We start from the raw sequence: 26,445 nt of genomic DNA, 5'->3' as shown, positions 1-26,445 counted from the left end.
GCCCCCCCCCTGCCCCCCGCCCCGCCCCGCCTGCTAGGCGCGTGGCCCATTGCCGGAGCGGGCGAAAGACCCGATCGATCCGGCCCCAACGGGATAGTGGAACGAGATAGATGAGCGAAGAGACGGGCCCCGCCGAGACCTTGACCAACGGCGAGGATCATCTGCCGCAGGTGGCGATGATCGCCCAATATGTGAAGGATCTGTCCTTCGAAAATCCCAACGCGCCAGGCATCTATCAGGCCCCCGAGCAGCCGAAGATCGATGTGCAGTTCAACATCGGCTCGCAGGTGGCGGGAGACGACGTCTACGAAGTCGCGCTCAAGATCGACGTCAAGGCAACCCAGGGTGAGATGACCGCCTATGCCGTCGAGCTCGTCTATGCCGGCCTGTTCGGCATCCGCAACGTGCCCGAAGAGCATCTTCCGCCCTTCCTGCTCGCCGAAGCGCCCCGTCTGCTCTTCCCCTATGCGCGCCGCGTGGTGGCCGATGCGATTCGCGACGGCAACTTCCCCTCGCTGGTGCTCGAGCCGATCGACTTCGGCGCGCTCTACATGCAGCAGGCGCAGGAACAGGCCGCACTGGCCGAAACGCAGCCGGCGGGCGAAGCCTGAGGGCTGATGCACTTGAGTCTCCCGTCATCCCGGCGAAGTCCGGGATCCATGTCTCTCCCGGCGCCAGCTGCCTTGGCGGGCGACGGCGAACATGGACCCCGGCTTCGCTGGGGTGACGATATAGGGCTCTGAGATGAGCCTGCTCCGCGCCAGCGCGACGATCGGCGGACTGACGCTGATCAGCCGCATCCTCGGCTTCCTGCGCGACATGCTGATGGCGCGCTTCGTCGGCGCGGGCTTCGCGTCGGACGCCTTCCTGATCGCCTGGCGGCTGCCCAACCTGTTCCGCGCGCTGTTCGCGGAAGGCGCCTTCTCCGCCGCCTTCGTGCCGATGTTCAACCGCACCGTCGCCGAGGGCGAAGCGCGTGAACCCGGTAACGGCCTGGCAATCGCACTGCGCTTCGCGGAAGACGTGCTTGCGGTACTGCTGCCCTTCCTGATCCTCTTCACCATCATCATGATCCTGGCGGCAGGGCCGATCGTGTGGACGATGACCGGCGGCTTCCCCGATGGCGGCCCTGAAAAATTCGCGCTCGCCACCGAATACACGCGGATCACTTTTCCCTATCTGATGCTGATCTCGATCGTGTCATTGCTCGGCGGCATCCTCAACTCCCTCAACCGCTTCTGGGTGAACGCCGCCGCGCCGATCCTGCTCAACCTCTGCCTGATCGGCGGCTTGCTGTTCTTCCGGGGCCATAGCGATGTCGAGACCGCGCGGACCCAGGCGATCGCAGTAACCGTCGCGGGCGTGCTTCAACTCGCCTGGCTGATCCTCGCCTGCTGGCAGGCCGGTGTGCGGCTGCGCGTCCGCCTGCCCCGCCTCAGCCCCGAGGTGAAGCGGCTGCTCGCGCTGATCGGTCCGGCCGCGATCGGCGCGGGCGCGGTGCAGTTCAACCTGCTCATCTCCACGACGCTCGCCGCGCGCTTCCTGCCCGAAGGGTCGGTTTCCCATCTTTATTATGCCGACCGGCTGAACCAGCTGCCGCTCGGCCTGATCGGCATCGGCGTGGGCACCGCGATGCTGCCCAGCCTGTCGCGCCAGCTGAGCGGCGGCGATGCCAAGGCGGCAATGGATACGCAGAACCGCGCGATTGAACTGGTGCTGCTGCTCACCCTGCCAGCCACCGCCGCTCTGATGGTGTCCGCCACCCCGCTGATCCGCGGCCTGCTCCAGCACGGCATGTTCACCGCGATCGACACGATCGCCACCGCCCGCGCGCTCGCGGCCTTTTCGCTGGGATTGCCGGCCTATGTGCTGATCAAGGTCCTGACCCCGGGCTTCTACGCGCGCTCCGACACGAAGACCCCGGTGCGGATCGCGATGCTCGCCATGCTGGTCAACCTCGGCCTCAACCTCGCGCTCATCTGGCACCTCGCGCATATCGGCCTGGCGCTGTCGACCGCGATCGCGGCCTGGGTCAATGCCGGCCTGCTCTACTGGACGCTGCGCCGCCGCGACCATTTCGCGATCGACGACCGGCTGCGGCGGACCGCAGTCCGCCTGATCGCGGCGACGCTGGCGATGGCGGCGGTGCTGTTCCTGCTCAATCCGTGGGTCGATCCATGGACCGGCCGCACCCTCTTCGAACGCGTCGCCGCGCTGTCGGCGATGATCGGCGTCGCGGTGGTCATCTATTTCGGCCTGGTGTTCGGGCTGGGCGCCTATTCGGTGAGCGGCCTGAAGGCACAGTTTCGGCGGAAGCGGTAACCTTCGAACTGTTACCCTAGCGAAGGCTGGCGGTTCGGAAGAATCTGCCGCTGGGTAAGTTCGTACCAGTCATCCATCATGCCCGCGATCCGCTTCAATGCCGACGGGATGTAGTGATGCGCATGAGCGTGGAGATCACCGAGGGATAATTCATCCTCGAGCTCTATGACGGAAAAATGGTCAGGATATCGCTGCGCGACCGCCCGCCAGGCTTCGTTGAAGATGACATGAAGTTGCTGTGAGCGAACGGCATCGCAGTCCCGATGGACATTGTACAAAGTGGCATATCCCGACTGCGGGGGCAGGATCAGAAGGCACTTGTGCCCTCCGGCTGCAACCATCTCGCCAAAGCGGGCCATACAGAGGCGAACGAGATCGATATCCAATGCCCCAGGGATGCGTTCTCCCCATCGCCAGACGGCGTAATCCGTAGCAGCGGCATAGACGAGATATGGCGGAAATTTTTGGGCCGTGAATTCGCCCGTGTGCATCATGGGAAGGGTAAAAAGCCGCGGCCGGTTGTCATGATCGATCATGTCCCGAAAACGGCTGTAGTGATAGAGCGCGCCCGACTGGCAATCCGCCATAACCCGCAACCGGATAGCCGCCCAATCGCGAGGTGACTCCCTGGCAAGTATCTTTGCGCGGATATCGGCGTCAGCGAACGAGGCAGTTGCAATCATCGTGGCCGGCTGAGACGGCAGGGGTTTGCATAGCTGGGCCGGATCGATTTCAACACGATACTCACGGAAAGCATCGACCATGAAGGCTTCGATTCCCATGTGCATGATTCGGCATGAGAACGCCAAATGTTCGATCACATTATTGTAATGATTATAAATCCCTGCGCCAACCAAGCCGTAATATCCGTATCGGTCCCATGCGAACACTGAGACAACATGATAATGATCAATGTCGAGTATATATCGATTGATTTCCCCAGGTGATACGCAACTATTAGTGTAGTTAAGCTGGTTGCTTCGGTTGATTAATTCTTCAATTCGGTTCGCGAAATCGAAATTATCCATTCTAAAAACTATGGAAGCTCTGATGTCGCTTTGTGCGAGAAAATCCTCGTCGGTAAGATCAATCTCCTCGCGCGCCGCCAGCTTGGCCTCGAGAATTCGATAGTCGGCTACACGGCTCTTCCGGACGTTCGCATGACTTTCCGCAATGGCCTGGAGCAGCGCGTCGCATTCGGATGAAGTCGCGTCCATAACGCGGATACCCGACGCCGCTCCCGCCACTTCATGGAGATTGTGGGGGTTGTCGTCGATGAAAAGCACGTTAGCCGGGCGCAATTGCATATCGGCAATCATCTGCTTCACCGCCGGCCCCTTGGGAACGAAGGCGATGCGCGGGAAAACAAACTCCTCCCAAAGTCCGAACATTTCAAGCTTCGCGCGAGCAACGGCCAAATCGTTTTTGGAGCAGATGGCCGATACGATTCCACGGCTATTCAAGGTGCGCACATAGTCGGCGCGGCGTTGGTTGAGGACTGGCTCGTCGCCTTCGGCCAGGGTTCCCTGCCACAGGGTATCGTCAAGATCCCAGATGACGAGCTTTATATCGGACGACCCATCTTCTTCCGCCGATCCAAAGGAATCCAGGATCGTCGCGGCGACATTGAAGAAATAGAGACTGGTCCGTCCCGCTTCCGCATTTCGCAGGAAGCGGGAGACAAGTTCTCCGTCGCCCGCGATTCCCTGCAAAAGCGCGAGACATAAAATCGCCGCATCGTCGAGTTCCGTCAGATCGGCATCGGCCGGGTCCGGACATAGCGCACCGAGCAATAGATCGTGGGCAAATCGCGCAAAGGCCGGTGGGCAGTTCGCCATCGCAGCGAGAACGGAATCGGCGCGGCCAAGGTTAAGTCCGTCGAGGAGCAGATTGAGCATATCCACCAGGATGAGTTGGCCCTTTTGGGCTTCACAAAAATCCTGGTCCAAGCCGACGAACGAAAATAGCTGAGGCAATGACGCGAGATCGCCTTCACTTAAAAAATCCGCAGCAATCTCAAGAACGTCGTCTGTAGCGTGATTTGACACCGACGCTCGCTGCACTTTCATGATTCACCTCGAACGCCGTTCTCTCCTACATTGGCGAACATGGTTAAGATCACGTGAAGGATATGGCCTTCTGGGGGTGGCGATTTTGGCGGTATGATGTGAATCGGCCATATTGTCCGGAGCTGCCGCGATTATGGCTGTTTTCGTTCAATATGAGTGGGCTCTGAAGCAGACCTTGACCTCCCCTGCACCGCACCGCAAAAGCCCGCCCTATGACCCATAAGCGCACAGTCTCGGGCATCCAGCCCACCGGTAACCTGCATCTCGGCAATTATCTCGGCGCGATCCGGCGCTGGGTGGCGATGCAGGACGAAGGCGAGTGCCTGTTCTTCCTCGCCGATCTCCACGCGATCACGGTGCACAACGACCCGGCAATGCTGTCGGCGAACATTCGCGAAATGGCGGCGGCGCTCGTCGCCTGCGGGATCGATCCTGACAAGGCCACCCTGTTCCGCCAGCGCGACGTCTCCGCCCATGCCGAGCTGTGCTGGCTGCTCAACGGCACCGCGCGGATCGGCTGGCTGAACCGGATGACCCAGTTCAAGGAGAAGTCGGGCAAGAACCGCGAGGGCGCGTCGATCGGCCTTTACGGCTATCCCGTGCTCCAGGCCGCCGATGTGCTGCTCTACCAGACCACCCATGTGCCCGTAGGTGAGGACCAGAAGCAGCATCTCGAACTGGCGCGCGATATCGCCACCAAGTTCAACACCGATTTCGGTGTCGAGCTGTTCACCCTGCCCGAGCCGGTGATCGGCGGACCCGCTGCGCGCGTCATGAGCCTGCGTGATGGCACCGCCAAGATGTCCAAATCCGATCCGTCGGACATGAGCCGGATCAACCTGACCGACGACGCCGAGACGATCATGTCGAAAGTCCGCAAGGCGAAGACCGATCCCGAGCCGCTGCCGGACTCCATTGAGGGGCTCGAAGGCCGTCCCGAGGCGCGCAACCTGATCGGCATCTATGCCGCGATGACCGACGCGACGCCGGCCGATGTGCTGGCGCAGTTCGGTGGTCAGGGCTTCGGCACGTTCAAGCCTGCGCTGGGCGAACTGCTGACGGCGAAGCTCGGCCCGATCGCCGATCGGCTGAAGGCGCTCAAGGCCAATCCCGACGAGCTCGACGCGATCCTCGCTAAGGGTGCTGAAAAGGCCCGCGCACTCGCCGCGCCGACCATGGCGGCGGCGTACAAGGCGATGGGGCTGTAGCCCTCGCCGCCCCGGCAAAGGCCGGGGCCGGCACGGGCTCGTGCCTCAACCTGTCCGCAAACGGCGTGGCGGCCCCGGCTTCCGCCGGGGCGACGGTATCAGCTGGCTTTCTTCACCACCGGCTTCACCACCGGCTTTTTCGCGGGACTCTTCTTGGCAGCCGTCTTCTTGGCGGCGGGGGTTTTAGCAGCCGGCTTGCGACCACCCTTCTTGCCCTTGGCCGGCCCCTTGGCGGCGCGCTCGGCGAGCATTGCCAGCGCGCTTTCCAGCGTCATGTCGTCGGGGTTGGCGCTCTTCGGCAAGGTCGCGTTGGTGACGCCATCGGTGACATAAGCGCCGAAACGGCCCTCCATCAGCTTGACCTCCTTGCCCGTCTCCGGACTGGTGCCGAACTGCTTGAGCGGTTCGCGCCCCGCGCCGCGCCCGCCCTTGGCTTCGGCGGCCTCCGCCAGCTTCACCACCGCCGCGTTCATGCCGATCTCGAACACTTCGGCGGTCGAGGTCAGCCGGCCATATTTGCCGTCGTGGAGCAGATAGGGCCCATAGCGGCCAATCGACGCGGTGATCGGGTTGCCCGTCTCGGGATGTGCGCCGACGGTGCGCGGTAGCGACACCAGCCGCAGCGCCATCGCCAGATCGAGCTCGTCGGCCGGAACGTCCTTGGGAATCGAGCCCCGCTTGGCATCCTTGCCGTCGCCGAGCTGGATATAGGGTCCGAACCGTCCGGAGCGCTTCGACACTTCGAGGCCCGTTTCCGGATCGGTGCCCAGCACGACCGGGCCGCTGTCCGCGCCTTCATTTGCGCCGCCCGCCTGCGCGAAGCGGCGGGTATATTTGCACTCGGGGTAGTTGGAGCAGGCGATGAACGCGCCGAACTTGCCGCCGCGCAGTGACAGGCTGCCCTCGGTGCAGACCGGACATAGCCGGGGATCGGTGCCGTCCTCCTTCTCGGGGAAAAGATAGGGGGCGAGGAACTCGTCGAGCGCCTTGGTGACGTCGGACGGCTTCTGCTCCATCACCTCGATCGTCTTCGGCTTGAAGTCCTTCCAGAAGGCTTCGAGCACCGCCTGCCAGCCGGCGCGGCCGCCGGACACATCGTCGAGGCTTTCCTCGAGCCCGGCGGTGTAATCATAGCTGACGTAACGCTCGAAGAAGCGTTCGAGGAAGCTCGTCACCAGCCGCCCGCTCTCATTCGGGGTGAAGCGATTCTTCTCGACCGTTACATAGTCGCGGTCCTTGAGCGTCTGCAGCACCGAGGCATAGGTCGACGGACGGCCGATCCCCAGTTCTTCCATCTTCTTGACGAGGCTCGCTTCCGAATAGCGCGGCGGCGGCTGGGTGAAATGCTGCTCGGCGGTGACCGCCTTCCTGGCGGGCGCATCGCCCTCGCGCATCCGCGGCAAGCGGCGCGATTCCTCGTCGCCCTCGTCGTCGCGCCCTTCCTCGTAGATGGCGAGATAGCCGGGGAAGAGCACGACCTGTCCGGTCGCGCGCAGCCCATGCTGGCCGGTGCCGTCGGTCAGCTCGACCGTGGTCCGCTCCAGCCGCGCCGACGCCATCTGGCTCGCCAGAGCACGCTTGAAGATCAGGTCGTAAAGCCGGGCGTGGTCGCCGCCGCCGTAGCGATCCTTGGAGAAATCGGTCGGGCGGATCGCCTCATGCGCTTCCTGCGCATTCTTGGCCTTGGCGACATAGTGGCGCGGCTTGTCCGGGACGTAGGAGGCGTCATACCGGTTGGCGATCGCGCCGCGCGCCTCGTTGATCGCGCCGCCGTCCATCTGAACGCCGTCGGTCCGCATATAGGTGATCGCGCCGTCTTCGTAGAGGCCCTGCGCGACCCGCATCGTGTGGCTCGCCGAGAAGCCGAGCTTGCGCGCCGCTTCCTGCTGCAGGGTCGACGTGGTGAAGGGCGGTGAAGGATTGCGGGTGAGCGGCTTGGTCTCGACGCTGGCGACCGAGAAGCGGCCCGCCTCGACATCGGCCTTGGCGGCCTCGCCATCCTTGCCGTTGCCGATCGTCAGCCGCTCGATCTTCTGCCCCTTCCAGCGCACGAGGCGCGCGATGAAGGGAATGCCGTCATGCTCCATGTCGGCCGCGACCGACCAATATTCCTGGGCCTTGAAGATCTCGATCTCGCGCTCGCGGTCGACGACGAGGCGCAACGCCACCGACTGGACGCGGCCCGCCGATTTGGCGCCGGGCAGCTTGCGCCACAGCACCGGCGACAGGGTGAAGCCGACCAGATAGTCGAGCGCGCGGCGGGCGCGATAGGCGTCGATCAGATCCTCGTCGAGCTCGCGCGGATTGGCCATCGCCTCCAGCACGGCAGGCTTGGTGATCGCGTTGAAGGTGACGCGCTGCACATCCTTGGGCAACGCCTTGCGCTTGCGCAGCACTTCCTGGACATGCCAGCTGATCGCCTCGCCCTCGCGATCGGGATCGGTGGCGAGGATCAGCGTGTCGGCGGCCTTCGCCTCATCGGTGATCGCCTTCAGCTGCTTGGCCTTGTCCGCATAGGCCTCCCATTCCATTTCGAAGCCATTGTCGGGATCGACCGAACCGTCCTTCGCGGGCAGATCGCGGACATGACCATAGGAGGCGAGGACGCGATGGCCCGGCCCCAGATATTTTTCGATGGTCTTCGCCTTGGCGGGAGATTCTACAACAACGAGCTTCATGGGCTTCCGGCAATCCTCTTACGCGCGTGCATATACACGTACGAGGGTGGAGAGCCGGGAGGAGGGTCGTCAAGTGTCCCTGAACTGACGGTGCGAACTATCGCAACGGCCGATGCAGGTCGTTTCGGATGATAAACCGATTGCCCGACGCAAAAGCCCGCGCGATATGCGCGCCTGAGCATTCAGGCGAATGCTGGATCGCGACTGGGGAACATCATGACATCTTTGGCGCTTGCGCTGCTCATGCAGCTGACGGTCACCGAGGCGGTGGCGGCTGTCGACCCTCCGGTGGCCGCAGGGGGCAAGATCGTGCTGTACCGGCCATCGAGCATCATGGGCGCCGGCGTGGGGTGCCCGATCCGTTACAAGGAAAAAGAGATCGTCGAGCTTGGCCGCGGCAAGTTTGCGGAGTTTCCCGTGCCAACAGGCCGGTTCATCCTGACCAACAAGACGAGCAGCGTCGAAGTGATCGTCGACCCGGGCGAAACCCGCTATGTTCGCTGCACGATCAAGCCCGGCTTCATGACTGGCCGAGCCGATCTGCAGATCGTGGATGCCGAAACCTTCGTCGAGCATCAGGCGGACTTTGAACGGAAAGACGTCACCTTTCAATTGGCCCGTTAGGGCTTCGTCCAATCAGTCAGGCGGCAAGGCTGACTCGCCCGCCGGCATGGCGCTCGATCCGTCCGGCGAGTTCGAGTTCGAGCAGCACCATCTGCACGATCGCCGCCGCGACCCCGGCCTGGCGGATCAGTTCGTCGACCGGCAGCGGCACCGGCCCGAGCAGGTCAATGATCGCCTGCCGCGCGCCAGCGTCGGCATCGGCGGGCGGGCCGGGCCGATAGGCCTGAGGCGCGGCCGAGACCGCGCCGATCGGCGACAGGGCCTCGACAACGTCGGCGGCCGACTGGACCAGCGTCGCGCCCTCGCGGATCAGCAGGTTGCAGCCTTGCGCGCGCGGATCGAGTGGGGAGCCGGGCACTGCCATCACCTCGCGACCGAACTCGGTGGCGAGCCGCGCGGTGATCAGCGAACCCGATTTGGGCGCGGCTTCGACCACCACCGTGCCCATCGCGAGACCGGCGATGATCCGATTGCGATAGGGGAAGTGGCGCGCGCGGGGCTCGACGCCCGGCGGCTGTTCGGCGATCAGCAGGCCGCGTTCGGCAATGTCCTGCTGGAGCGCGGCGTTCTCGGGCGGGTAGGCGATGTCGATCCCGCCGGCGATCACCGCCGCCGTCCCCGCATCGATCGATCCAACATGAGCAGCGGTATCGATGCCGCGCGCCAGCCCCGACACGACGAGCATGCCGTGCTCCGCCAGATCATGGGCGAGCATCCGCGCGAAGCGGACCGCCGCGCCGCTGGCGTTGCGTGCACCGACGATCGACACCGCCTGCCGGTCGAGCAGCGACAGATCGCCCCTGACCGTCAGCACCGGGGGCGCGGCCTCGATCTGATCGAGCAGCAGCGGATATCCTTCGAGCCCACGGAACAGGAAGCGCGCGCCGATCGCCTCGACCCGGGCGAACTCGGCCTCGGCGGCGGCGACAGGGAAAACCGCGGGCGCGGGACCACCGCCGCGAAAGGCGAGATCGGGCAGGGCTTCGATCGCGCGGGCGGCGCTGCCGAACCGGCGGACGAGATGGATATAGGCGACCGGCCCGATGCGGGGCGTGCGGATCAGCCGCAGCCGGGCGAGGCGCTCCACCGGGCCTGGGTCGGAAGCGGAGCTTATCGCCCGCCGACCTTGGGTTCGGTGCCGTCGATCAGCCGCGCGATATTGTCGCGATGCTTCCAGACGACGAGCAGTGTCATCATCAGCATCACCAGCACCGCCGCCGATTGCCCCCCCATCGCCGCCGCGATCGGCGCGGCGACCGCGCCCGCCAGGCCGCCCACCGAGGATCGCCGGGTCAGTGCGAGCATCGCCAGCCACACCACAGCGAAAGCGAGGCCCGCCGGCCACCAGGCGGCGAGCGAGACGCCGAGCATCGTCGCCACGCCCTTGCCGCCGCGGAATTTCAGCCAGACCGGATAAAGATGGCCGACAAAGGCCGCGGCCCCCGCCCACAAAGCGAGGTCGGGCTGGAGCCACTGCGCGAGCAGCACCGCCACGGCGCCCTTGCCGCCGTCGAGGAGCAGCGTCGCCGCCGCAAGCCCCTTGCGCCCCGTCCGCAGCACATTGGTGGCGCCGATATTGCCCGAGCCGATCTGGCGCAGGTCGCCCGCCCCACCGAGCCGCGTCAGCACGACCCCGAATGGAATCGAACCGAGCAGATAGGCGCCGATCAGCGTGACGAATGTGGTCGACATAACCATGGACGAAAGCATGCTCCCCAGCCGGCGCGCGCAGCATAAGCCCTGACAAGCGCTTGGCAACACGCACAACGGCACAGAAAGTTTCGGGTACGACATGATCACCGCGAAATCCCCGGAGTTTGGGCGGTTGCGATCCGGCGGGCCGCGCCCTAAGTGAATCGCAATGGCCGACGATCGCCCGATCCTGATGTTCGATTCCGGGGTGGGCGGGCTGTCCGTCCTCGCGCCGACGCGCGTGCTGCTGCCCCAGTCGTCCTATGTCTATGTCGCCGACAATGGCGGCTTTCCCTATGGCGTTCGCAGCGAGGCCGAGATTGCGGCGCGGGTGCCCGCACTGCTCGGGCGGCTGGTAGAGCGCTACCGTCCGCGCCTTGTCGTGATCGCCTGCAACACCGCGTCGACGATCGCGCTCGGCGCAGTCCGCGCCGCGCTCGACCTGCCGGTGGTCGGCACCGTGCCCGCGATAAAGCCCGCCGCCGAAGCATCGAAGAGCCGCGCGATCGGCGTGCTCGGCACCGACGCGACGGTGCGTCAGCCCTATGTCGACGATCTGTCGGCGCGATTCGCCGCCGACTGCACGGTACTGCGTCATGGATCGGCGCGGCTGGTCGAACTGGCCGAGGCCAAGCTGCGCGGCGAACCCGCCGAACCTGCCGATTACGAGGCTGCGCTCGCAGGCCTGCTCGACCAGCCGGGCGGCGAGCGAATCGACACGGTGGTGCTCGCCTGCACCCACTTCCCGCTCGTGGCCGACGAATTGGCCGCCGCCGCGCCGCGCCCGCTGTCGTTCGTCGACGGTGGTCCGGGCATTGCGCGCCGGGTGGCATTCCTCACCGACGGGCAGCTATGGCCCGCGATCGCGACGGGCGAGGCGGTTTTCACGGCGCCGCTCGATATCGGCGAGCCATTGCGCGCCGAACTTGCGGCGCGTGGGCTCGACGCCGTCTCGGTCCTCTAGGCATCGCTCCCTTGTCTCAGAAGCGAATCGTTCTCACTGGCTTTTGCAGTAATGACCTCCTAAAAGGCGCTCGATTCAGCCCCTTGGCAGAGCGGGGCGTTGGGAGCAGGGCTCTTGGACTATAATCGCGTTTTCACCCAGGCGATCGACCGTCTTCACGCCGAAGGCCGTTATCGGGTTTTCATCGATATCCTGCGCAACAAGGGCATGTTCCCCAATGCGCGCTGCTTTGCCGGCCATAACGGACCGAAGCCCGTCACCGTCTGGTGTTCGAACGACTATCTCGCGATGGGCCAGCATCCCAAGGTGATCGCGGCGATGGAGGAAGCCCTCCATGATGTCGGCGCCGGTTCGGGCGGCACCCGCAATATCGGCGGCAACACCCATTATCATGTCGATCTGGAGTTCGAGCTTGCCGACCTGCACGGCAAGGAAGGCGCTCTGCTGTTCACCTCGGGCTATGTCTCGAACGAGGCGACGCTGTCGACGCTCGCCAAGGTCCTGCCCGGCTGCGTGATCTTCTCGGACGAACTCAACCACGCCTCGATGATCGCGGGTATCCGCAATTCAGGCTGTGAGAAGCAGGTCTTCCGCCACAATGATCTCGAACATCTCGAAGAGCTCCTCGCCGCTGCCGATCCGGAAGCGCCCAAGCTGATCGCGTTCGAGAGCGTTTATTCGATGGATGGCGACGTCGCCCCGATCCACGAGATCTGCGACCTCGCCGACAAGTATAACGCGCTGACCTATCTGGACGAGGTTCACGCCGTCGGCATGTACGGCCCGCGCGGCGGCGGCATTTCCGACCGCGACGGCGCGGCCAGCCGGCTGACGGTGATTGAGGGCACGCTGGGCAAGGCGTTCGGCGTGATGGGCGGCTATATCGCGGCCGACCAGATGATCATCGACGTGATCCGCAGCTATGCGCCCGGCTTCATCTTCACCACTTCGCTGTCGCCGGTGCTGGTCGCCGGCGCGCTCGCCAGCGTGAAGCATCTCAAGGCATCGTCCGAGGAGCGCGAGGGCCAGCAGGCCGCCGCCGCCACCCTCAAGAAGATGTTCGCCGACGCCGGCCTGCCGGTGATGGAAACGGTGACGCATATCGTACCGCTGATGGTCGGCGATCCGGTCAAGGCCAAGAGAGTCTCGGACATCCTGCTCGCCGAATATGGCGTCTACGTCCAGCCGATCAACTATCCGACCGTGCCGCGCGGCACCGAGCGCCTGCGCTTCACCCCCGGCCCCGCCCATGACGAGGCGATGATGCGTGAGCTAACCCAGGCGCTCGTCGAGATATGGAGCCGGATGGAGATGCGCCTGGCGGCTTAGGGCTTTCGCCCTAAGCTGGTTTTTGTCTGGCCATCAAATGCCGGGCGCACGGCATCCGCCGTGCGGGGCTTCCTCGCGATAAGCTCGGGCGGCCGTTCGGCCCTGCGGGGTGCTAGGCACCCCGACATTTGCTCTTAGCCTTACGCCACCGATCTACGAAGGCTTGCGTCCGCCGCTCTTATACGGCTTCGCGCCGAAGCGCTTGGGACCGCCTGGGCCGCCCGGACCGCGCCCGGGGCCACCCGGTCCCCGCGGGCCGCGCGGCGGGCCATCGGGCCGTCCGGGGCCACGGGCGGAAAGCTGCGCGCGCGGTGGCGGACCACGACGATCGCGAAGCTGGGCGGGCGGAGGCGTGGGAGCGTCGCCGGCGGGTTCGATGATAACGCCGTCCGCCTCACCCTCGGTGCGTTTGAGCGCGTCGATGAATTTGTCGGCGACGGCGCGCGGCACTTCGAATCGGGTCTCGGTCTGGAAAATGCGGATCGCACCGATCTCGCGCTTGGTGATGTGACCACGGCGGCACAGCAGCGGCATCAGCCAGCGCGCATCGGCATTGGCGGCGCGGCCGACATTCATCCGGAACCAAACAGTGTCCTCGAAGCCCGGGCGCGGCCCCTCATCACGGGTGGTCTGTTCGCGTTCGCCACGCGCCATCGGCGACGCGTCGATCAGATCCTCGGGGGCGGGCAGGCGCTGGCGCTGGGTGCGCACGAAGGCGGCGGCGATCTCTTCGGCGCTGCGCGTTTCGAGCAGCTTGCGGGCGACCTCCAGATCCTCCTCGGACACCTCACCGATCGACAGGCTTTCAACCAGCCGGTCCTGATCCTTCGCGTAAATCTCGTCGGGAGTCGGTACATTCTCCCAGGTCGCGTTGACGTTCGCAGCGCGCAGCAGCCGCTCCGCATGGCGGCGGCGCTGATAGGGGGTGATGATGACGCAGGTGCCCTTCTTGCCCGCGCGGCCAGTGCGGCCTGAACGGTGCTGAAGCACGTCGGGACCGATCGGCAGCTCGGCATGGATCACCAGTTCGAGGCCGGGAAGATCGATGCCACGCGCGGCGACGTCGGTCGCAACGCAGACACGGGCGCGGCGGTCGCGCAGCGCCTGGAGCGCATGGTTGCGCTCGTTCTGGCTGAGCTCGCCCGATAGCGTCACCGCCGCGAAGCCGCGTTCGGTGAGCGTCGCCGACAGGCGGCGGACATTTTCGCGAGTCGCGCAGAACACCATCGCGCCCTTGGCTTCATGGAAGCGCAGGACGTTGACGACGGCGTGCTGGATATCCGCCGGGGCGACCGCCATCGCGCGATAATCGATATCGGCATGCGCCTCGCGCGCGCTGGTCGTCTCGATGCGCAACGCATCGCGCTGATAGCGCTTGGCGAGCATTGCGATCGGCTTGGGCATCGTCGCGGAGAACAGCAGGGTGCGGCGCTCGGGCGGCGTAAGATCGAGAATCTCTTCCAGATCTTCGCGGAAGCCGAGATCGAGCATCTCGTCGGCCTCGTCGAGGATCACCGCACGCAGCGAGCCGGGCTGGAGCGTGCCGCGTTCGAGATGGTCCTTGAGGCGGCCGGGGGTGCCAACGACGATGTGGCAGCCGTGGGACAAGGCGCGCTGTTCGACGCGAACGTTCATACCACCGACGCAGCTCGTCACGCGTGCGCCGAGCTTGGCGTAGAGCCATTGCAGCTCACGCTCGACCTGAAGCGCAAGCTCGCGGGTCGGGGCGATGATCAGCGCGAGCGGCTCGCCCGGACGGGGCAGCGTCTCGGCGCCCTGAAGCAGGGTGTTCGCGATGGCGAGACCATAAGCAACGGTCTTGCCGGAGCCGGTCTGGGCGGAGACGAGCAGGTCGCGATCATGCGCCTCGGCGGCGATCACCTGGGCCTGGACCGGAGTCGGGGTCTCGTATCCACGCTCGGCGATTGCCTCGGCGACCGGCCGCGGCAGGGAAGAAAAGGGCATCTGATATCCGATAGCAAAGGGGGCCGGCGCCTCTCTGCGCGCGGCAATGTTGGCGGCTCCTATAGGCATCGCCGCCGGAAATTGCCAGTCCGGGATGGGCCGTGGCCACTTCGGGGCGGAATAACGCCCGGGTGGGTGCGTAAAGCTTCACGCAATGCCAGCTAGTGAAGAGATGAGTCGCATGCTTCCCCCCGATGCGCCGGTGCGGCGTATGGCAGAGCCGCCCGCGCCGCCGATATCGAAGGCGATCGGGCTCGCTCGGCTGATCTGCATCCTCGGCATCGTCTATGTCCACGGCTGGACCGGGCTGGGCGGTGACGAGATGGCGGCGCAGATGGGATCGGCGCAAGACCTGCTGCGCTGGACCGTGGTCGAACTGTTCGGGCGCGGCGCGGTGCCGCTGCTCAGCCTGGTGTCGGGCTGGCTCGTCGCGGGATCGCTGGCCAAGCGTGGCGCGCGCAGCTTCGTGAGCAGCAAGGCGCGCACCGTGTTGCTGCCTATGCTGCTGTGGAATGTGATCGCGATGCTGCTGGTCGTTGGCGCCGGGAGCATGGGCTGGGTCCGCGCGCCGCTGATAGGCGATGCGCGCTGGATAGCCGACAATGTCGCCAACTTGACCCGCGCGGGCGATATCAACGTCCAGACCGCCTTCCTGCGCGACCTGTTCCTGTGCATGCTCGCCGCACCGCTACTGGTGCGGCTGCGCACCGGCTGGCTCGTCGCGATAGCCGCGCTGGCAATGCTGTGGTGGGTGAGTCTGTGGCAATTCCCGCTGCTGCTCCGGCCCTCTATCCTAGCCTTCTTCATCGGCGGCATCCTCGCGCGCCGTCATGGCCTCGCCCAGCGCGCCGCGCTGCTGCCGCCCTGGCAGGCGGCGCTGCCCTTTCTGCTGGTCGTGCCAGTTAAGACATGGCTGTCGGTCGAGAATGGCGGCGCGGCCGATTTCCATCTCCATGCGACGGCGGCCGTCGATCTGCTGACGCGGGCCGCCGCGGCGCTGCTCGTCTGGCGGGCGGCGAATGCGCTGGCGGCGCGATCCGTCGCCGGCCCGCTGCTGGCGCTGGAGCGCTATGCTTTTTTCCTGTTCTGCTCGCACCTGCTGTTCATGTGGCTGATCGCGCCGAAGATCGGGCTGGTGACGGGCACGATGGGCAGTCCGCTATGGCCCGCTTTCTTCCTGCTCCAGCCGTTGCTGGCGCTCGGCTTCGCGATCTTACTGGCGAAGCTTGTCGAGGCAATCTCGCCGAAGGCCGCCGAGCTGCTCAGCGGCGGACGGCTGGGCAGGGATCAGGCCGCCTCGCCCGCCGCGCGGCCGCTCGCCCAGGCCCATTGGAAATTATAGCCGCCGAGCCAGCCGGTCACGTCGACCGCCTCACCGATGAAATGCAGCCCGGCCGCGCGCTTCGCCATCAGCGTGCGCTGATCGAGCCCGTCGGTGGCGACGCCGCCGATCGTCACCTCGGCCTTGGCGAATCCTTCCGAGCCATTGGGGGTGAAGGCCCAGCCGTTGAGCCGCGCCCCCGCCGCCGCCAGCGCCGGATCTTTGTGCGTTACCAGCGGCCCCGACAGCCCCAGCCGATCGGCAAGGACATCGGCGAGCCGGTCGGGGAATCGCTCGCGCAGGATCGTGCGCGGCTCGGCATTGGGCCGCGCGCGCTTGGCCTCGGTGAGCAGCGCGCGCGCATCTGCGTCAGGCAGCAGATCGAGCGACAATGAGTCGCCATGCCGCCAATAGCTGCTGATCTGGAGGATCGCCGGGCCGGACAGGCCGCGATGGGTGAACAGCGCCGCCTCGCGGAAGCGCGCCTTGCCGATGCTCGCGACGACATCGAGCGAGACCCCCGACAGGCTCTCGAACAGCCGGTCGTCGGCGCCCAGGGTCAGCGGTACCAGCGCCGGGCGCGGCTCGACCACCTTCAGCCCAAACTGGCGGGCGACGTCATAAGCAAAGCCGGTCGCGCCCATCTTCGGGATCGAAGGTCCGCCGGTGGCGACTATCAGTGATGCGGCAGCATAGGTCTCCGCCGGGGTTTCGACCTGGAAAAGATCATCGGCTTTCGACACCGCGGTCACGCGGCTCAGCAGCCGCGTTTCGACTCCACCCCTGGCGCACTCTTCCTCGAGCATGGCGACGATCTGCTTCGCCGAGCCATCGCAGAACAGCTGGCCCAGCGTCTTTTCGTGCCAGGCGATGCCATGGGAATCGACCAGTGCGATGAAATCGGCGGGCGTGTACCGCCCCAGCGCCGATTTAGGGAAATGCGGGTTGGCGCACAGATAGCGTTCGGCCATGCCGCCGTTCACATTGGTGAAGTTGCAGCGCCCGCCGCCCGAGATCAGGATCTTCGCCCCCGCCCGGTCGAGATGGTCGAGCAACAATACTCGCCTCCCCCGCTGCCCGGCGGTGAGCGCGCACATCAGGCCGGCCGCGCCGGCGCCGAGGATGATCACGTCATAGGGAGATGGTGACGGCATGGATCATCGCTGCTATCCGCCGCGGCCATCATGGACAAGCAGAACCGCCCCGACCGCCGCACCTTCGCGATCATCTCGCACCCGGATGCCGGCAAGACCACGCTGACCGAGAAGCTGCTCTATTTCGGCGGTGCGATCCATCTCGCCGGCGAGGTGAAGGCCCGCGGGCAGACGCGGCGGGCGCGATCCGACTGGATGAAGATCGAGCAGCAGCGCGGCATCTCGGTCACCTCGTCGGTAATGACCTTCGAGCGCGGCGGGATCACCTTCAACCTGCTCGACACGCCGGGCCACGAAGATTTCTCCGAAGATACCTATCGCACGCTGACCGCGGTCGATTCGGCGGTTATGGTGATCGACGCCGCCAAGGGCATCGAGCCGCAGACCCGCAAGCTCTTCGAAGTCTGCCGCCTGCGCTCGGTGCCGATCATCACCTTCATCAACAAGGTCGACCGCGAAGGCCGCCCGCCCTTCGAACTGCTCGACGAGATTGCCGATGCGCTGGCGCTCGACGTTTCGCCGATGAGCTGGCCCGCCGGCATGGGCGGCATGTTCGAGGGCATTTACGATCTCGCCCGCGACCGGCTCTACCGCCCCGCCGCCGACGCGACCGGCGCCTATGAGGGCGATGCGATCGCCGTCGCCGGGCTTGGCGATTCGCAGCTCGACGACATTCTGCCCGCCGACACTCTGGCGCAGCTTCGCGAGGAAGCCGAACTCGCGCAGATCGGCTATGCGCCGTTCGACGAGGTCGCCTATCGCAACGGCGACCTGACCCCGGTCTATTTCGGATCGGCGCTCAAGGATTTCGGCGTCGAGCAACTGATAGACGCGCTCGCCGATTTCGCGCCCAGCCCACGCCCCCAGCCGGGTGAACCGCGCGACGTCGATCCGGGCGAGCCCAATGTGGCCGGCTTCATCTTCAAGGTGCAGGCCAACATGAATCCGCAGCATCGCGACCGGGTCGCCTTCATGCGGCTATGCTCGGGCAAGTTCAAAAGGGGCATGAAGCTCAGCCAGATCGGCACCGGCAAGACGATCGCGGTGCACAGCCCGATCCTGTTCTTCGCGCAGAATCGCGAGCTCGCCGAGGAGGCATATCCGGGCGACATCATCGGCATCCCCAATCATGGCACGCTGCGCGTCGGCGATACGCTGACCGAGGGCGAGATGATCCGCTTCACCGGCCTGCCCAATTTCGCGCCCGAAATCCTGCGCCGCGTGAAGCTCGCCGATCCAACCAAGACCAAGCAGCTGCGCAACGCGCTCAACGACATGGCCGAGGAAGGCATCATGCAGGTCTTCCATCCGTCGATCGGATCGCAGTGGATCGTCGGCGTGGTGGGGCAGCTCCAGCTCGAAGTGATGATTTCGCGGCTCCAGGCCGAATATAAGGTCGAGGCGGGATTCGAGCCCTCGCCATGGGACACTGCGCGCTGGATCGCCGCCGACGACGACAAGACGCTGGAGGAGTTCAAGGGGCTTCATCGCTCGGCCATGGCCGAGGACCGCGATGGCGCGCCGGTTTTCATGGCGAAGGATCAGTGGGAACTGAACTATATCCAGGGCAAGTTCCCGAAATTGCGCTTCTCGGCGACCAAGGACCGGCGCTGATCGCATGCCCTGGACGACGACCGATGTAATGTCGTGGCGGGCAATGCTGCTGGCGGCGTCGATGTTCCTCGTCACGCTGGCGCTGTTCGGCGGGCTGGCGCATCATTTCGGGATCGTCGCGATGTGGATGCCGCTGGTCAATTCGGTCGCGCTGATCGCAACCACGCCAAAGGCCTCGTCGGCCCGGCCGTGGCCGATCCTCGCTGGACATGCGGCGACAGCGCTTGTCGGATCAATGGCGGGCTGGCTCTTCGGGGCGTCGGTGCTGGTCGCGATCATCGCCGCGACGATCGGGCTGCTGCTGATGATGCTGTTTCGCGCGGTACATCCTCCAGCGGCGGCCACCGGTCTTGTCTTCACGCTTCACCCTGTACCGCCGCACCTCGCGGTGCCCCTGCTGATGCTGGGGGCCGCGGCGGTGGCGCTGGTCGGCGTTGGGCTGCGCCGCTGGACCGTGCGAACGGTTGAACCTTCTTCCTGATCCTCATTCCAGCGAAAGCTGGAATCTCTCGTTCCTTCATGCTCAACCTGAAGCAACAGGTCCCGGTTTTCGCTGGGGCGACGGGAGTGTGCGCCGATGCTGTTCCGGATTCTGATCTCTTCACTCCTGCTGCTGGCCGCCGCGCCGCTGCGCGCCGCCGACATCGATGCAGCATCGATCGCCGAGGTCGACCGCATCTTCGCGCAGTGGAAGGTCGACGCGCATGTGCCGGGGCTCGTCTACGGCATCGTCGCCGACGGCAGGCTCGTCCATGTGAAGGGGCTGGGCGTGCAGAACCTCGACGGCCGCAGGCCGGTCGACGACGATAGCCTGTTCCGCATCGCATCGATGAGCAAGGCGTTCACCGCGCTTGCCATCCTCAAGCTGCGCGACGAGGGCAGGCTCTCGCTCGACGCTCCCGCCGAACGCTACGTTCCCGAGATGCGCGGCTGGAAATATCCGACCAGCGATGCGCCGCGCATCACCGTGCGCGACCTGCTCAATCATATCGCCGGCTTCGTCGACGACAATCCCTGGGGCGACCGGCAACAGCCGCTGACCGAGCCCGAATTCACCGCGATGCTCAAGGCCGGGGTGCCCTTCTCGCGCCCCGCCGGTATCGCCATGGAATATTCGAACTTCGGCTATGCGACGCTCGGCCGGATTATCACCAACGTCGCAGGCAAGCGCTATCAGGACTATATCCGGGATACGCTGCTGCGCCCGCTGGGGATGAACTCCACCGGCTATGACGTTGCCGCCTCCCCGCCCGCGCGGCGCGCGCTCGGCTATCGCTGGCAGGACAATGGCTGGCTGCGCGAGCCCGACATGGCGGACGGCGCCTTCGGGGCGATGGGCGGAATGGAGACGAGCGCGAGGGACTATGCCCGCTGGGTCGGCTTCCTGCTTTCGGCGTGGCCTGCGCGCGACGGGGCCGACAAGGGACCGGTGGCGCGCGCGACGGTGCGGGCGATCGTCGAGGGATCGAATTTCATCTCCGCCGAGATGCGGGCCACGGCGATCGGCGGAACCCCCTGCCGGCAGGCTGTCGCCTATGGCATGGCATGGCGGATCGTCGACGATTGCGATCTTGGGCGGGTGTTGACGCATGGCGGCGGATATCCGGGATATGGATCGGTAGTGACGCTTCTGCCCGACAAGGGCGTGGGCATCTTCGCCTTCACCAACCGCACCTATGGCGGCCCTTCGATGCCCGCGTTCCGCGCCGCGCTGGCCCTCAAGGCGGCAAAGGCGCTGCCCGACGATCGCGAAACGGCGGCGAGCCCCGGCGTGATCGCGGGCTATGCCGCGGCACGCGCGATCTGGGCGGCGGGCGACGTGATGGCGGCGCCCGGCCGGCTGGCGATGAACTTCCTGATGGATCGCGACGCGGCGCACTGGAACACCGACCTCGCCCGGTTGAAACGCGAGGTCGGCGGCTGCGCGACGACCGAATCCGTCACCGCGACCACCGCAATGGCGGGCAAGTTCACATGGACCTGCGAAACAGGCCGGATCACCGGCAGCTTCCTGCTGGGCCCGACAGCGACACCCACGCTGCAGGAGCTCAAGCTGGCGGTCGCCGCGCCCTGATCGCAGCGCGTTTCAGATAGGACGGAAAGAAAAGCCAAGGCGAACGTTCTCCCCTCGTTACGACAAGAGGAGTGTTGCGTGCGCCTGCTGAAAACCCTGATCCTGACTACTGCCGTCCTGCCCGCCATGGCGATGGCGGCAGCCCCCGACCCGCGCATATTGGGCGCACAGGTGCTGCTCGACCGGCTCGGTTTCGGTCCGGGCGTAATCGACGGCGCGAAGGGCGCGAGCTTTACCGGAGCGCTCAAGGGCTATCAGGAAGCGAAGGGCTTGCCTGAGACCGGCCAGCTCGATGCGGCGACGCTGGAGAGCTTCGAGCCGCACCGGGCGATGCCGACCGTCATCGAAATCAAACTCAACGAGCAAATTCTCGAAGGACCGTTCGTCGGTCCGCTGCCCGCAAAGGAGATCGACAAGGCCAAGATGAAGTCACTCGGCTATTCGGACGCGGCGGAAAAGCTCGCCGAGCGCTATCACACCACGAAGGCGACGCTGATCGCGCTGAACAAGCCGGGCGCGAAACTGGCCGTGGGCGCGGTGATCAAGGTGCCGAACGTGATTCCACCGAAGCAAGAGTTCGCTGAAAGCCTCAACCCGGCCTGGCGCAAGACGCTGTGGACGCTCAATGTCGGGTCGGATCAGCCCGAAGGTGCGAAGGTCGTCGTCGACAAGTCTGACAGCGTGCTGCGCGTCTTCGACGGCGCAGGCAAGCTCGTCGCGCAATTCCCCGCGACGATGGGCAGCGGCCATGATCCACTGCCCATCGGCAACTGGAAGATTCAGGGCGCGGCGTATAACCCGCCCTTCCATTATAATGCCGAACTGTTCTGGGATGCCGAGAACAAGGACGAGAAGGCGCTGCTGCCGCCGGGTCCGAACGGACCTGTCGGCGTGGTCTGGCTCGATCTCGACAAGAAGCATTATGGCATCCACGGGACGCCGAACCCCGAAAAGATCGGCCGGACGGAAAGCCATGGCTGCATCCGCCTGACCAATTGGGATGCCGCGCGGCTGGCGATGATGATCAAGCCGGGCACCCCGGCGACCTTCCAAGAATAAGTCTGGCCCGGCAGGAGGAGAGAGGGATGATCCGCAAGATCGCAATGCTGCTATTGGTGGCGGTGGTAGGCTATGTGATCTGGGTGATCATCCTCAACCTGCCGGGGAATGACGCGCCCCGTACAATGGCCACATCGCCCGCCCCAGTGGCCAGGATGGGGGCCGGCACGGGCAAGACCATCGAGGTGGTTCGATCCGGCCCACTGGTCATCCCGGTCGCCGGGATCGTCGCGAACCAGCTCACCGACACTTTCGACGATGCGCGCGGCGAGGGCCGCATCCACGATGCGATCGACATCATGGCGCCGCGCGGCACCCCGGTGATCGCCGCGGCGGCCGGCACGGTCGAGAAGTTGTTCGAGAGCAAGTTGGGCGGCACCACCGTCTATATTCGCCGCGACGGCGGGCAATGGATCGACTATTACGCCCATCTCGACGCCTATGCTCCCGGCCTGACCGAAGGACAAAAGGTACCCCAGGGCCATATGATCGGCACCGTAGGATCGACCGGCGACGCCAGCCCTGAAGCCCCCCATCTCCATTATGCCATCAACGCGATGGCGCCCGGCGAAGGCTGGTGGCAGGGCAAGGCGATCAATCCTTATCCGCTGCTCACGCGGCGATAACGCCGGCCGAGGGGTGACATTCCCCGCCCCCGTGCCAATATCGGCCCCATGACCTTTTTCCGCACCGCCTTCGCCTTCCTCGCCCTGCTGTCGATGTCCGCCGCCGCCCAGGCCGCAGACAAGCTGGTGCTCGCCTTTGGCGATAGCCTGATGGCGGGGTACCGGCTGCCGCCGGGCCAGGGATTCGCGCCCCAGCTGGAGGCCGCGCTTCGTAAGCAGGGGATCGCGGCGCGGGTGCATAATGCCGGGGTGTCGGGCGACACCACCGCACAGGGACGCGCGCGGCTGAACTGGGTGCTTGCCTCGCTCAAGGCCAGGCCCGACGTGGTGATCGTCGAGCTCGGCGCGAACGACATGCTGCGCGGGCTCGATCCGGCGCGGGCGGAGGCCAATCTCGACGCGATCCTCGCCGAACTGTCCAAGCGCAGGATCAAGATCCTCCTTGCCGGCATGGTCGCGGCGCCCAATCTGGGGCCAGATTATGCGAAGCGCTTCAATCCGATCTATGCCCGGCTGGCCGCAAAATATCGCGTGCCGCTCTACCCCTTCTTCCTCGCTGGCATAGTCGGAGACCGGTCGCTGCACATCGGCGATGCGATCCACCCCAATGCACGGGGCGTTTCCGTAATCGTCAAAGGCATCACCCCGCAGGTGGGAAAGCTGCTGACAAGCCGGTAATCAGTCCCGTTGCAGTGAGCACTTAGAGTCCCTAAGCTTCGTTACGGGACGGAGCAGGGGGAGGGCTTCGATGATATGGGCGGCGTCGTCATCGGCGCGAGGACCGGTAGGGCGACCAGCGGGCGACATCGGCGATGACGCGCGTGAAGCCTTTCTTGTCCATCTGCGCGAGGGCGTCGCGGCGGCCGCGGCAGGCGACGGCGAATTCGTCGTCGACCTTTCGGCCGTCGAACATATCTCGGCCACGGCGTTGATGGCGTTGACGATCGCCCGCAAGGAAGCGATCACCAGCGATGTAAAGATCGTACTGGCGCGGCCCAATCCGGCGATCCGCGAAGTGCTGGAGATAAGCCGTTATCAACTGATCTTCGACATCGTCGACGATCTCGACGCCGATGGCGGCTGAGGAGCTTTAGATGCTGGTGCGCTTTTGGGGAACGAGAGGATCCTTGCCGGTTGCTCCCCGCGCGCGCGTCATCGAGGACAAGCTGACCAATGCGCTGATGCGCGCGTCGGGCCGCAGCTTCGCCGACGAGGCCGCAGCCCGAGCCTTCATCAATGACGAACTGAGCTTCGGCGAGGGCCACACCTATGGCGGCGCGACCACCTGCCTGGAACTCGAAGGCGCCGACGACAGCTTCTTCATTCTCGACATGGGATCGGGCCTGCGCGAGCTGGGCAACGACGCCTTCCGCCGGATCGCCCAGCAAGGACGATCGCGGACGTACAACTTCTTCATGTCTCACCTGCATTGGGACCATATCATGGGCTTTCCCTTCTTCGGGCCGGCCTTTGATCCGGGCGCGCATATCATCATCCATTCGGGCCATGCCGACTGCGAGGCTGCGTTGCGCCGTCAGCAGGAGGAGATCAGCTTCCCGGTCGCGTTCGACTGGCTGCGCGCCAAGATCGAGTTCAAGGTGCTGACGCCGGGCGAAACCCATGTCGTCGACGGTGTCGAGGTGGAGCTGATGCCGCAGGACCACAGCCATGTCTCCTACGCCTGGAAGTTCCGCAAGGACGGCAAGACGCTGGTGTTCTCGACCGACGCCGAGCACCGGATGGAGGACATCGAGGACAAGGAGGCGTTCGAGACCTTCTTCGACAAGGCCGATCTGGTCATCTGCGACACGATGTATTCACTGGCGGAGAGCATCACGCTGAAGGCCGACTGGGGCCATTCGAGCAACGTGATGGCGGTCAACCTCTGCCACGGCGCGGGGGTGAAGAAGCTGGCGCTGTTCCATCACGAACCGACCAGCAGCGACGCCGACATCGACAATCTGTTCGACGAGACGGTCCGCTACGAGGCGCTCAACCGCAAGGACCGGACGCCGCTCGAAATCGTCTGCTCGTATGACAGCCTTGAGCTGGAGATCTGAGGCGGCTCAGCTAGCCGGAAAATCCGACCGCTCGGCCAGCCCGGCGATGTCCTGCACATTGATCGAACCGATCCCCGCCGCGTCTATCACGACACGCTCCCGCTCCGCCGTCGGCAGCGCCATCACATGCGCGACCAGCTCGGCCAGCGGACCGCTTTTCAGCGTCTTGAAATCGTAGAACATATCGGACCCGCCGTCGCTGCGCTCATGAAGCTGCGCCGGGGCATCCCAGTTGATATCTTTCATCTCTTAACCCCTGGAAGCGTTGTCCGCAGTCTGGCCCGCCGCGCGCCGATCCGCAACATGACAATGCGCAAAGGCCGGTGGCGGGTCGGCGCTGGCATGACGGACGCAACATGTCTACAGCCGCGCGCCATGCATGGCTGGCTCATCATCGACAAACCTCTCGGCCCGGGCTCGACCGATATCGTCTCGGCGGTGAAACGCGCCCTGAAGGCCGGCAGCTATGGCAAATACAAGGTCGGTCATGGCGGAACGCTCGATCCGCTGGCGACGGGCGTGCTGCCGGTCGCGCTCGGCGAGGCGACCAAGCTGTCGGGGCGAATGCTCGACGCCGACAAGGCCTATGACTTCACCATCGGTTTCGGGATCCAGACCGACACGCTGGATGCCGAGGGGAAAGCGGTTGCGACATCCGACGTCCGCCCGACCCGCGCCGCGATTGAGGCGGCGCTGGTGGGATTCACCGGGCCGATCGAGCAGGTGCCGCCCGCCTATTCCGCGCTAAAGATAGACGGCGAGCGCGCCTATGATCGCGCGCGGGCCGGCGAGACGTTCGACATCAAGACGCGGCCGGTGACGATCCACCGGCTCGTCGTCCAGGCGCCCGCCGATAGCGGAGAAGGCGACGAACTGCCCGAGATCACCCTCTCCGCGACCGTCTCCAAGGGCACCTATATCCGAAGCCTCGCGCGGGACATCGCGCTCGCGCTCGGCACCGTGGGGCATGTCACCATGCTCCGCCGCACCAAGGCCGGGCCGTTCACGCTCGAACCCGCGATTTCGCTGGACAAACTGGACGAACTCGCTAAGGCCCGGCGGCTTGAAACGGCACTATTGCCGTTGACGGCAGGGCTGGACGACATCCCGGCTCTTTCCGTCACCCCCGATCAGGCACATGCGTTCCGCCAGGGACGCCGGCTGACCGGGATCGCCGCACCCACCGGCCTCAACCTTGCGATCGAGGGCGAAACGCCCGTCGCGCTGGTCGAGGCCGATGACCATGAGGTCTGGGTGGTGCGGGGCTTTAACCTGATGTCGAAGGAAGACATATGACCGTTACCGCCGAGCGCAAGACCGCGATCATTGCTGACAACGCCCGTACCGAGGGTGACACCGGCAGCCCCGAAGTCCAGGTCGCGATCCTGACCGAGCGCATCGTCAACCTGACCGAGCACTTCAAGACCCACGCGAAGGATAATCACTCGCGCCGCGGTCTGCTGATGCTGGTCAACAAGCGCCGCAGCCTTCTCGATTATCTCAAGAAGGAAGACGCTTCCCGCTACGCAGCGCTGATCGCAAAGCTCGGCCTGCGCAAGTAACCCCTTCAGGACGGCCCCGGAAACGGGGCCGTTCGTCATTTCCGGCCTGGTGCAATTCGGTACCGGGCGGGACGGCGGGCATAAGCTCCCGTCACGGCAGGCCGAAAGCGGCCTGCCCCACGCG

24 protein-coding genes are annotated in these 26,445 nt (G+C 65.3%); 17 read left to right on the top strand and 7 right to left on the bottom strand.

Annotated elements, in window-relative coordinates:
• Nucleotides 1-110: 110 nt before the first annotated feature.
• Complete coding sequence (gene secB, locus WP12_RS09755; protein WP_046193508.1) at nucleotides 111-611, top strand: protein-export chaperone SecB; 501 nt, start codon at nucleotides 111-113, stop codon at nucleotides 609-611.
• A gap of 133 nt (nucleotides 612-744) precedes the next feature.
• Complete coding sequence (gene murJ, locus WP12_RS09750) at nucleotides 745-2,322, top strand: murein biosynthesis integral membrane protein MurJ (RefSeq protein WP_046193507.1); 1,578 nt, start codon at nucleotides 745-747, stop codon at nucleotides 2,320-2,322.
• Between the two features lie 11 nt (nucleotides 2,323-2,333).
• Here murJ and WP12_RS09745 read toward each other — a convergent pair whose 3' ends face one another.
• Nucleotides 2,334-4,391: an HAD-IIIC family phosphatase gene (locus WP12_RS09745; protein WP_152663943.1), complete on the bottom strand. Its 2,058-nt coding sequence runs from the start codon at nucleotides 4,389-4,391 to the stop codon at nucleotides 2,334-2,336.
• A gap of 212 nt (nucleotides 4,392-4,603) precedes the next feature.
• Here WP12_RS09745 and trpS point away from each other — a divergent pair, with 212 nt between their 5' ends.
• A complete protein-coding gene (gene trpS, locus WP12_RS09740; RefSeq protein ID WP_046193506.1) occupies nucleotides 4,604-5,599 on the top strand; it encodes a tryptophan--tRNA ligase in 996 nt (331 codons plus the stop codon).
• Between the two features lie 98 nt (nucleotides 5,600-5,697).
• Here trpS and topA read toward each other — a convergent pair whose 3' ends face one another.
• Entirely contained in the window at nucleotides 5,698-8,277 is a 2,580-nt protein-coding gene (gene topA, locus WP12_RS09735; RefSeq protein WP_046193505.1) for a type I DNA topoisomerase, read from the bottom strand.
• 216 nt (nucleotides 8,278-8,493) lie between these two features.
• Here topA and WP12_RS09730 point away from each other — a divergent pair, with 216 nt between their 5' ends.
• Nucleotides 8,494-8,901 (top strand): hypothetical protein, encoded by a 408-nt coding sequence (locus WP12_RS09730; RefSeq protein ID WP_046193504.1) that lies wholly within the window; start codon nucleotides 8,494-8,496, stop codon nucleotides 8,899-8,901.
• 16 nt (nucleotides 8,902-8,917) lie between these two features.
• Here WP12_RS09730 and dprA read toward each other — a convergent pair whose 3' ends face one another.
• Entirely contained in the window at nucleotides 8,918-9,988 is a 1,071-nt protein-coding gene (gene dprA / locus WP12_RS25510; RefSeq protein ID WP_235399082.1) for a DNA-processing protein DprA, read from the bottom strand.
• Between the two features lie 23 nt (nucleotides 9,989-10,011).
• The gene (gene plsY / locus WP12_RS25505) at nucleotides 10,012-10,599 is read right to left on the bottom strand and encodes a glycerol-3-phosphate 1-O-acyltransferase PlsY (RefSeq protein WP_200894483.1); all 588 of its coding nucleotides are present in this window, start codon (nucleotides 10,597-10,599) and stop codon (nucleotides 10,012-10,014) included.
• A gap of 163 nt (nucleotides 10,600-10,762) precedes the next feature.
• Here plsY and murI point away from each other — a divergent pair, with 163 nt between their 5' ends.
• Together murI and hemA are read left to right on the top strand one after the other, a co-directional pair.
• Nucleotides 10,763-11,557 (top strand): glutamate racemase, encoded by a 795-nt coding sequence (murI, locus tag WP12_RS09715; RefSeq protein ID WP_046193502.1) that lies wholly within the window; start codon nucleotides 10,763-10,765, stop codon nucleotides 11,555-11,557.
• A gap of 114 nt (nucleotides 11,558-11,671) precedes the next feature.
• Entirely contained in the window at nucleotides 11,672-12,886 is a 1,215-nt protein-coding gene (hemA, locus tag WP12_RS09710; RefSeq protein WP_046193501.1) for a 5-aminolevulinate synthase, read from the top strand.
• 153 nt (nucleotides 12,887-13,039) lie between these two features.
• On the opposite strand, the gene WP12_RS09705 is transcribed toward hemA, so the two are convergent.
• Nucleotides 13,040-14,851, bottom strand: coding sequence for a DEAD/DEAH box helicase (locus WP12_RS09705; RefSeq protein ID WP_046193531.1), 1,812 nt, complete (start codon nucleotides 14,849-14,851; stop codon nucleotides 13,040-13,042).
• A 181-nt stretch (nucleotides 14,852-15,032) separates the two neighbouring features.
• On the opposite strand from WP12_RS09705, the gene WP12_RS09700 reads away from it, so the two are divergent.
• Nucleotides 15,033-16,193, top strand: coding sequence for an acyltransferase family protein (locus tag WP12_RS09700; RefSeq protein ID WP_046193500.1), 1,161 nt, complete (start codon nucleotides 15,033-15,035; stop codon nucleotides 16,191-16,193).
• On the opposite strand, the gene WP12_RS09695 is transcribed toward WP12_RS09700, so the two are convergent.
• A complete protein-coding gene (locus WP12_RS09695) occupies nucleotides 16,139-17,326 on the bottom strand; it encodes an NAD(P)/FAD-dependent oxidoreductase (RefSeq protein ID WP_046193499.1) in 1,188 nt (395 codons plus the stop codon). The genes WP12_RS09700 and WP12_RS09695 overlap by 55 nt on opposite strands.
• Before the next feature lie 30 nt (nucleotides 17,327-17,356).
• Here WP12_RS09695 and WP12_RS09690 point away from each other — a divergent pair, with 30 nt between their 5' ends.
• From WP12_RS09690 to WP12_RS09655, 8 genes are all read left to right on the top strand, one after another.
• Nucleotides 17,357-18,940: a peptide chain release factor 3 gene (locus tag WP12_RS09690; RefSeq protein ID WP_046193498.1), complete on the top strand. Its 1,584-nt coding sequence runs from the start codon at nucleotides 17,357-17,359 to the stop codon at nucleotides 18,938-18,940.
• Between the two features lie 4 nt (nucleotides 18,941-18,944).
• Entirely contained in the window at nucleotides 18,945-19,421 is a 477-nt protein-coding gene (locus WP12_RS23420; RefSeq protein ID WP_052730293.1) for an HPP family protein, read from the top strand.
• A gap of 96 nt (nucleotides 19,422-19,517) precedes the next feature.
• Nucleotides 19,518-21,014: a serine hydrolase domain-containing protein gene (locus WP12_RS09680; protein WP_052730292.1), complete on the top strand. Its 1,497-nt coding sequence runs from the start codon at nucleotides 19,518-19,520 to the stop codon at nucleotides 21,012-21,014.
• Between the two features lie 132 nt (nucleotides 21,015-21,146).
• Complete coding sequence (locus tag WP12_RS09675; RefSeq protein WP_443027862.1) at nucleotides 21,147-22,073, top strand: L,D-transpeptidase family protein; 927 nt, start codon at nucleotides 21,147-21,149, stop codon at nucleotides 22,071-22,073.
• 26 nt (nucleotides 22,074-22,099) lie between these two features.
• The gene (locus WP12_RS09670; RefSeq protein ID WP_046193496.1) at nucleotides 22,100-22,699 is read left to right on the top strand and encodes a M23 family metallopeptidase; all 600 of its coding nucleotides are present in this window, start codon (nucleotides 22,100-22,102) and stop codon (nucleotides 22,697-22,699) included.
• Between the two features lie 48 nt (nucleotides 22,700-22,747).
• Nucleotides 22,748-23,377: an arylesterase gene (locus WP12_RS09665; RefSeq protein WP_046193495.1), complete on the top strand. Its 630-nt coding sequence runs from the start codon at nucleotides 22,748-22,750 to the stop codon at nucleotides 23,375-23,377.
• A gap of 70 nt (nucleotides 23,378-23,447) precedes the next feature.
• Nucleotides 23,448-23,783 carry an STAS domain-containing protein gene (locus tag WP12_RS09660; RefSeq protein ID WP_046193494.1) on the top strand — a complete coding sequence of 112 codons (336 nt, stop codon included), beginning with the start codon at nucleotides 23,448-23,450 and terminating at the stop codon, nucleotides 23,781-23,783.
• A gap of 10 nt (nucleotides 23,784-23,793) precedes the next feature.
• Nucleotides 23,794-24,759 carry an MBL fold metallo-hydrolase gene (locus WP12_RS09655; protein ID WP_046193493.1) on the top strand — a complete coding sequence of 322 codons (966 nt, stop codon included), beginning with the start codon at nucleotides 23,794-23,796 and terminating at the stop codon, nucleotides 24,757-24,759.
• Between the two features lie 6 nt (nucleotides 24,760-24,765).
• Here WP12_RS09655 and WP12_RS09650 read toward each other — a convergent pair whose 3' ends face one another.
• Nucleotides 24,766-25,005: a hypothetical protein gene (locus tag WP12_RS09650; RefSeq protein WP_046193492.1), complete on the bottom strand. Its 240-nt coding sequence runs from the start codon at nucleotides 25,003-25,005 to the stop codon at nucleotides 24,766-24,768.
• Nucleotides 25,006-25,134: 129 nt separating this feature from the next.
• On the opposite strand from WP12_RS09650, the gene truB reads away from it, so the two are divergent.
• A complete protein-coding gene (gene truB / locus WP12_RS09645) occupies nucleotides 25,135-26,055 on the top strand; it encodes a tRNA pseudouridine(55) synthase TruB (RefSeq protein WP_084691063.1) in 921 nt (306 codons plus the stop codon).
• Nucleotides 26,052-26,321: a 30S ribosomal protein S15 gene (rpsO, locus tag WP12_RS09640; protein WP_046193491.1), complete on the top strand. Its 270-nt coding sequence runs from the start codon at nucleotides 26,052-26,054 to the stop codon at nucleotides 26,319-26,321. Before truB ends, rpsO begins: the two co-directional genes overlap by 4 nt.
• The last annotated feature ends 124 nt before the right edge of the window (nucleotides 26,322-26,445 follow it).

This window comes from Sphingomonas sp. SRS2 (assembly GCF_000971055.1).
Taxonomy (GTDB): Bacteria; Pseudomonadota; Alphaproteobacteria; order Sphingomonadales; family Sphingomonadaceae; genus Rhizorhabdus.
This window is presented reverse-complemented; position numbering and strand designations above follow the sequence as displayed.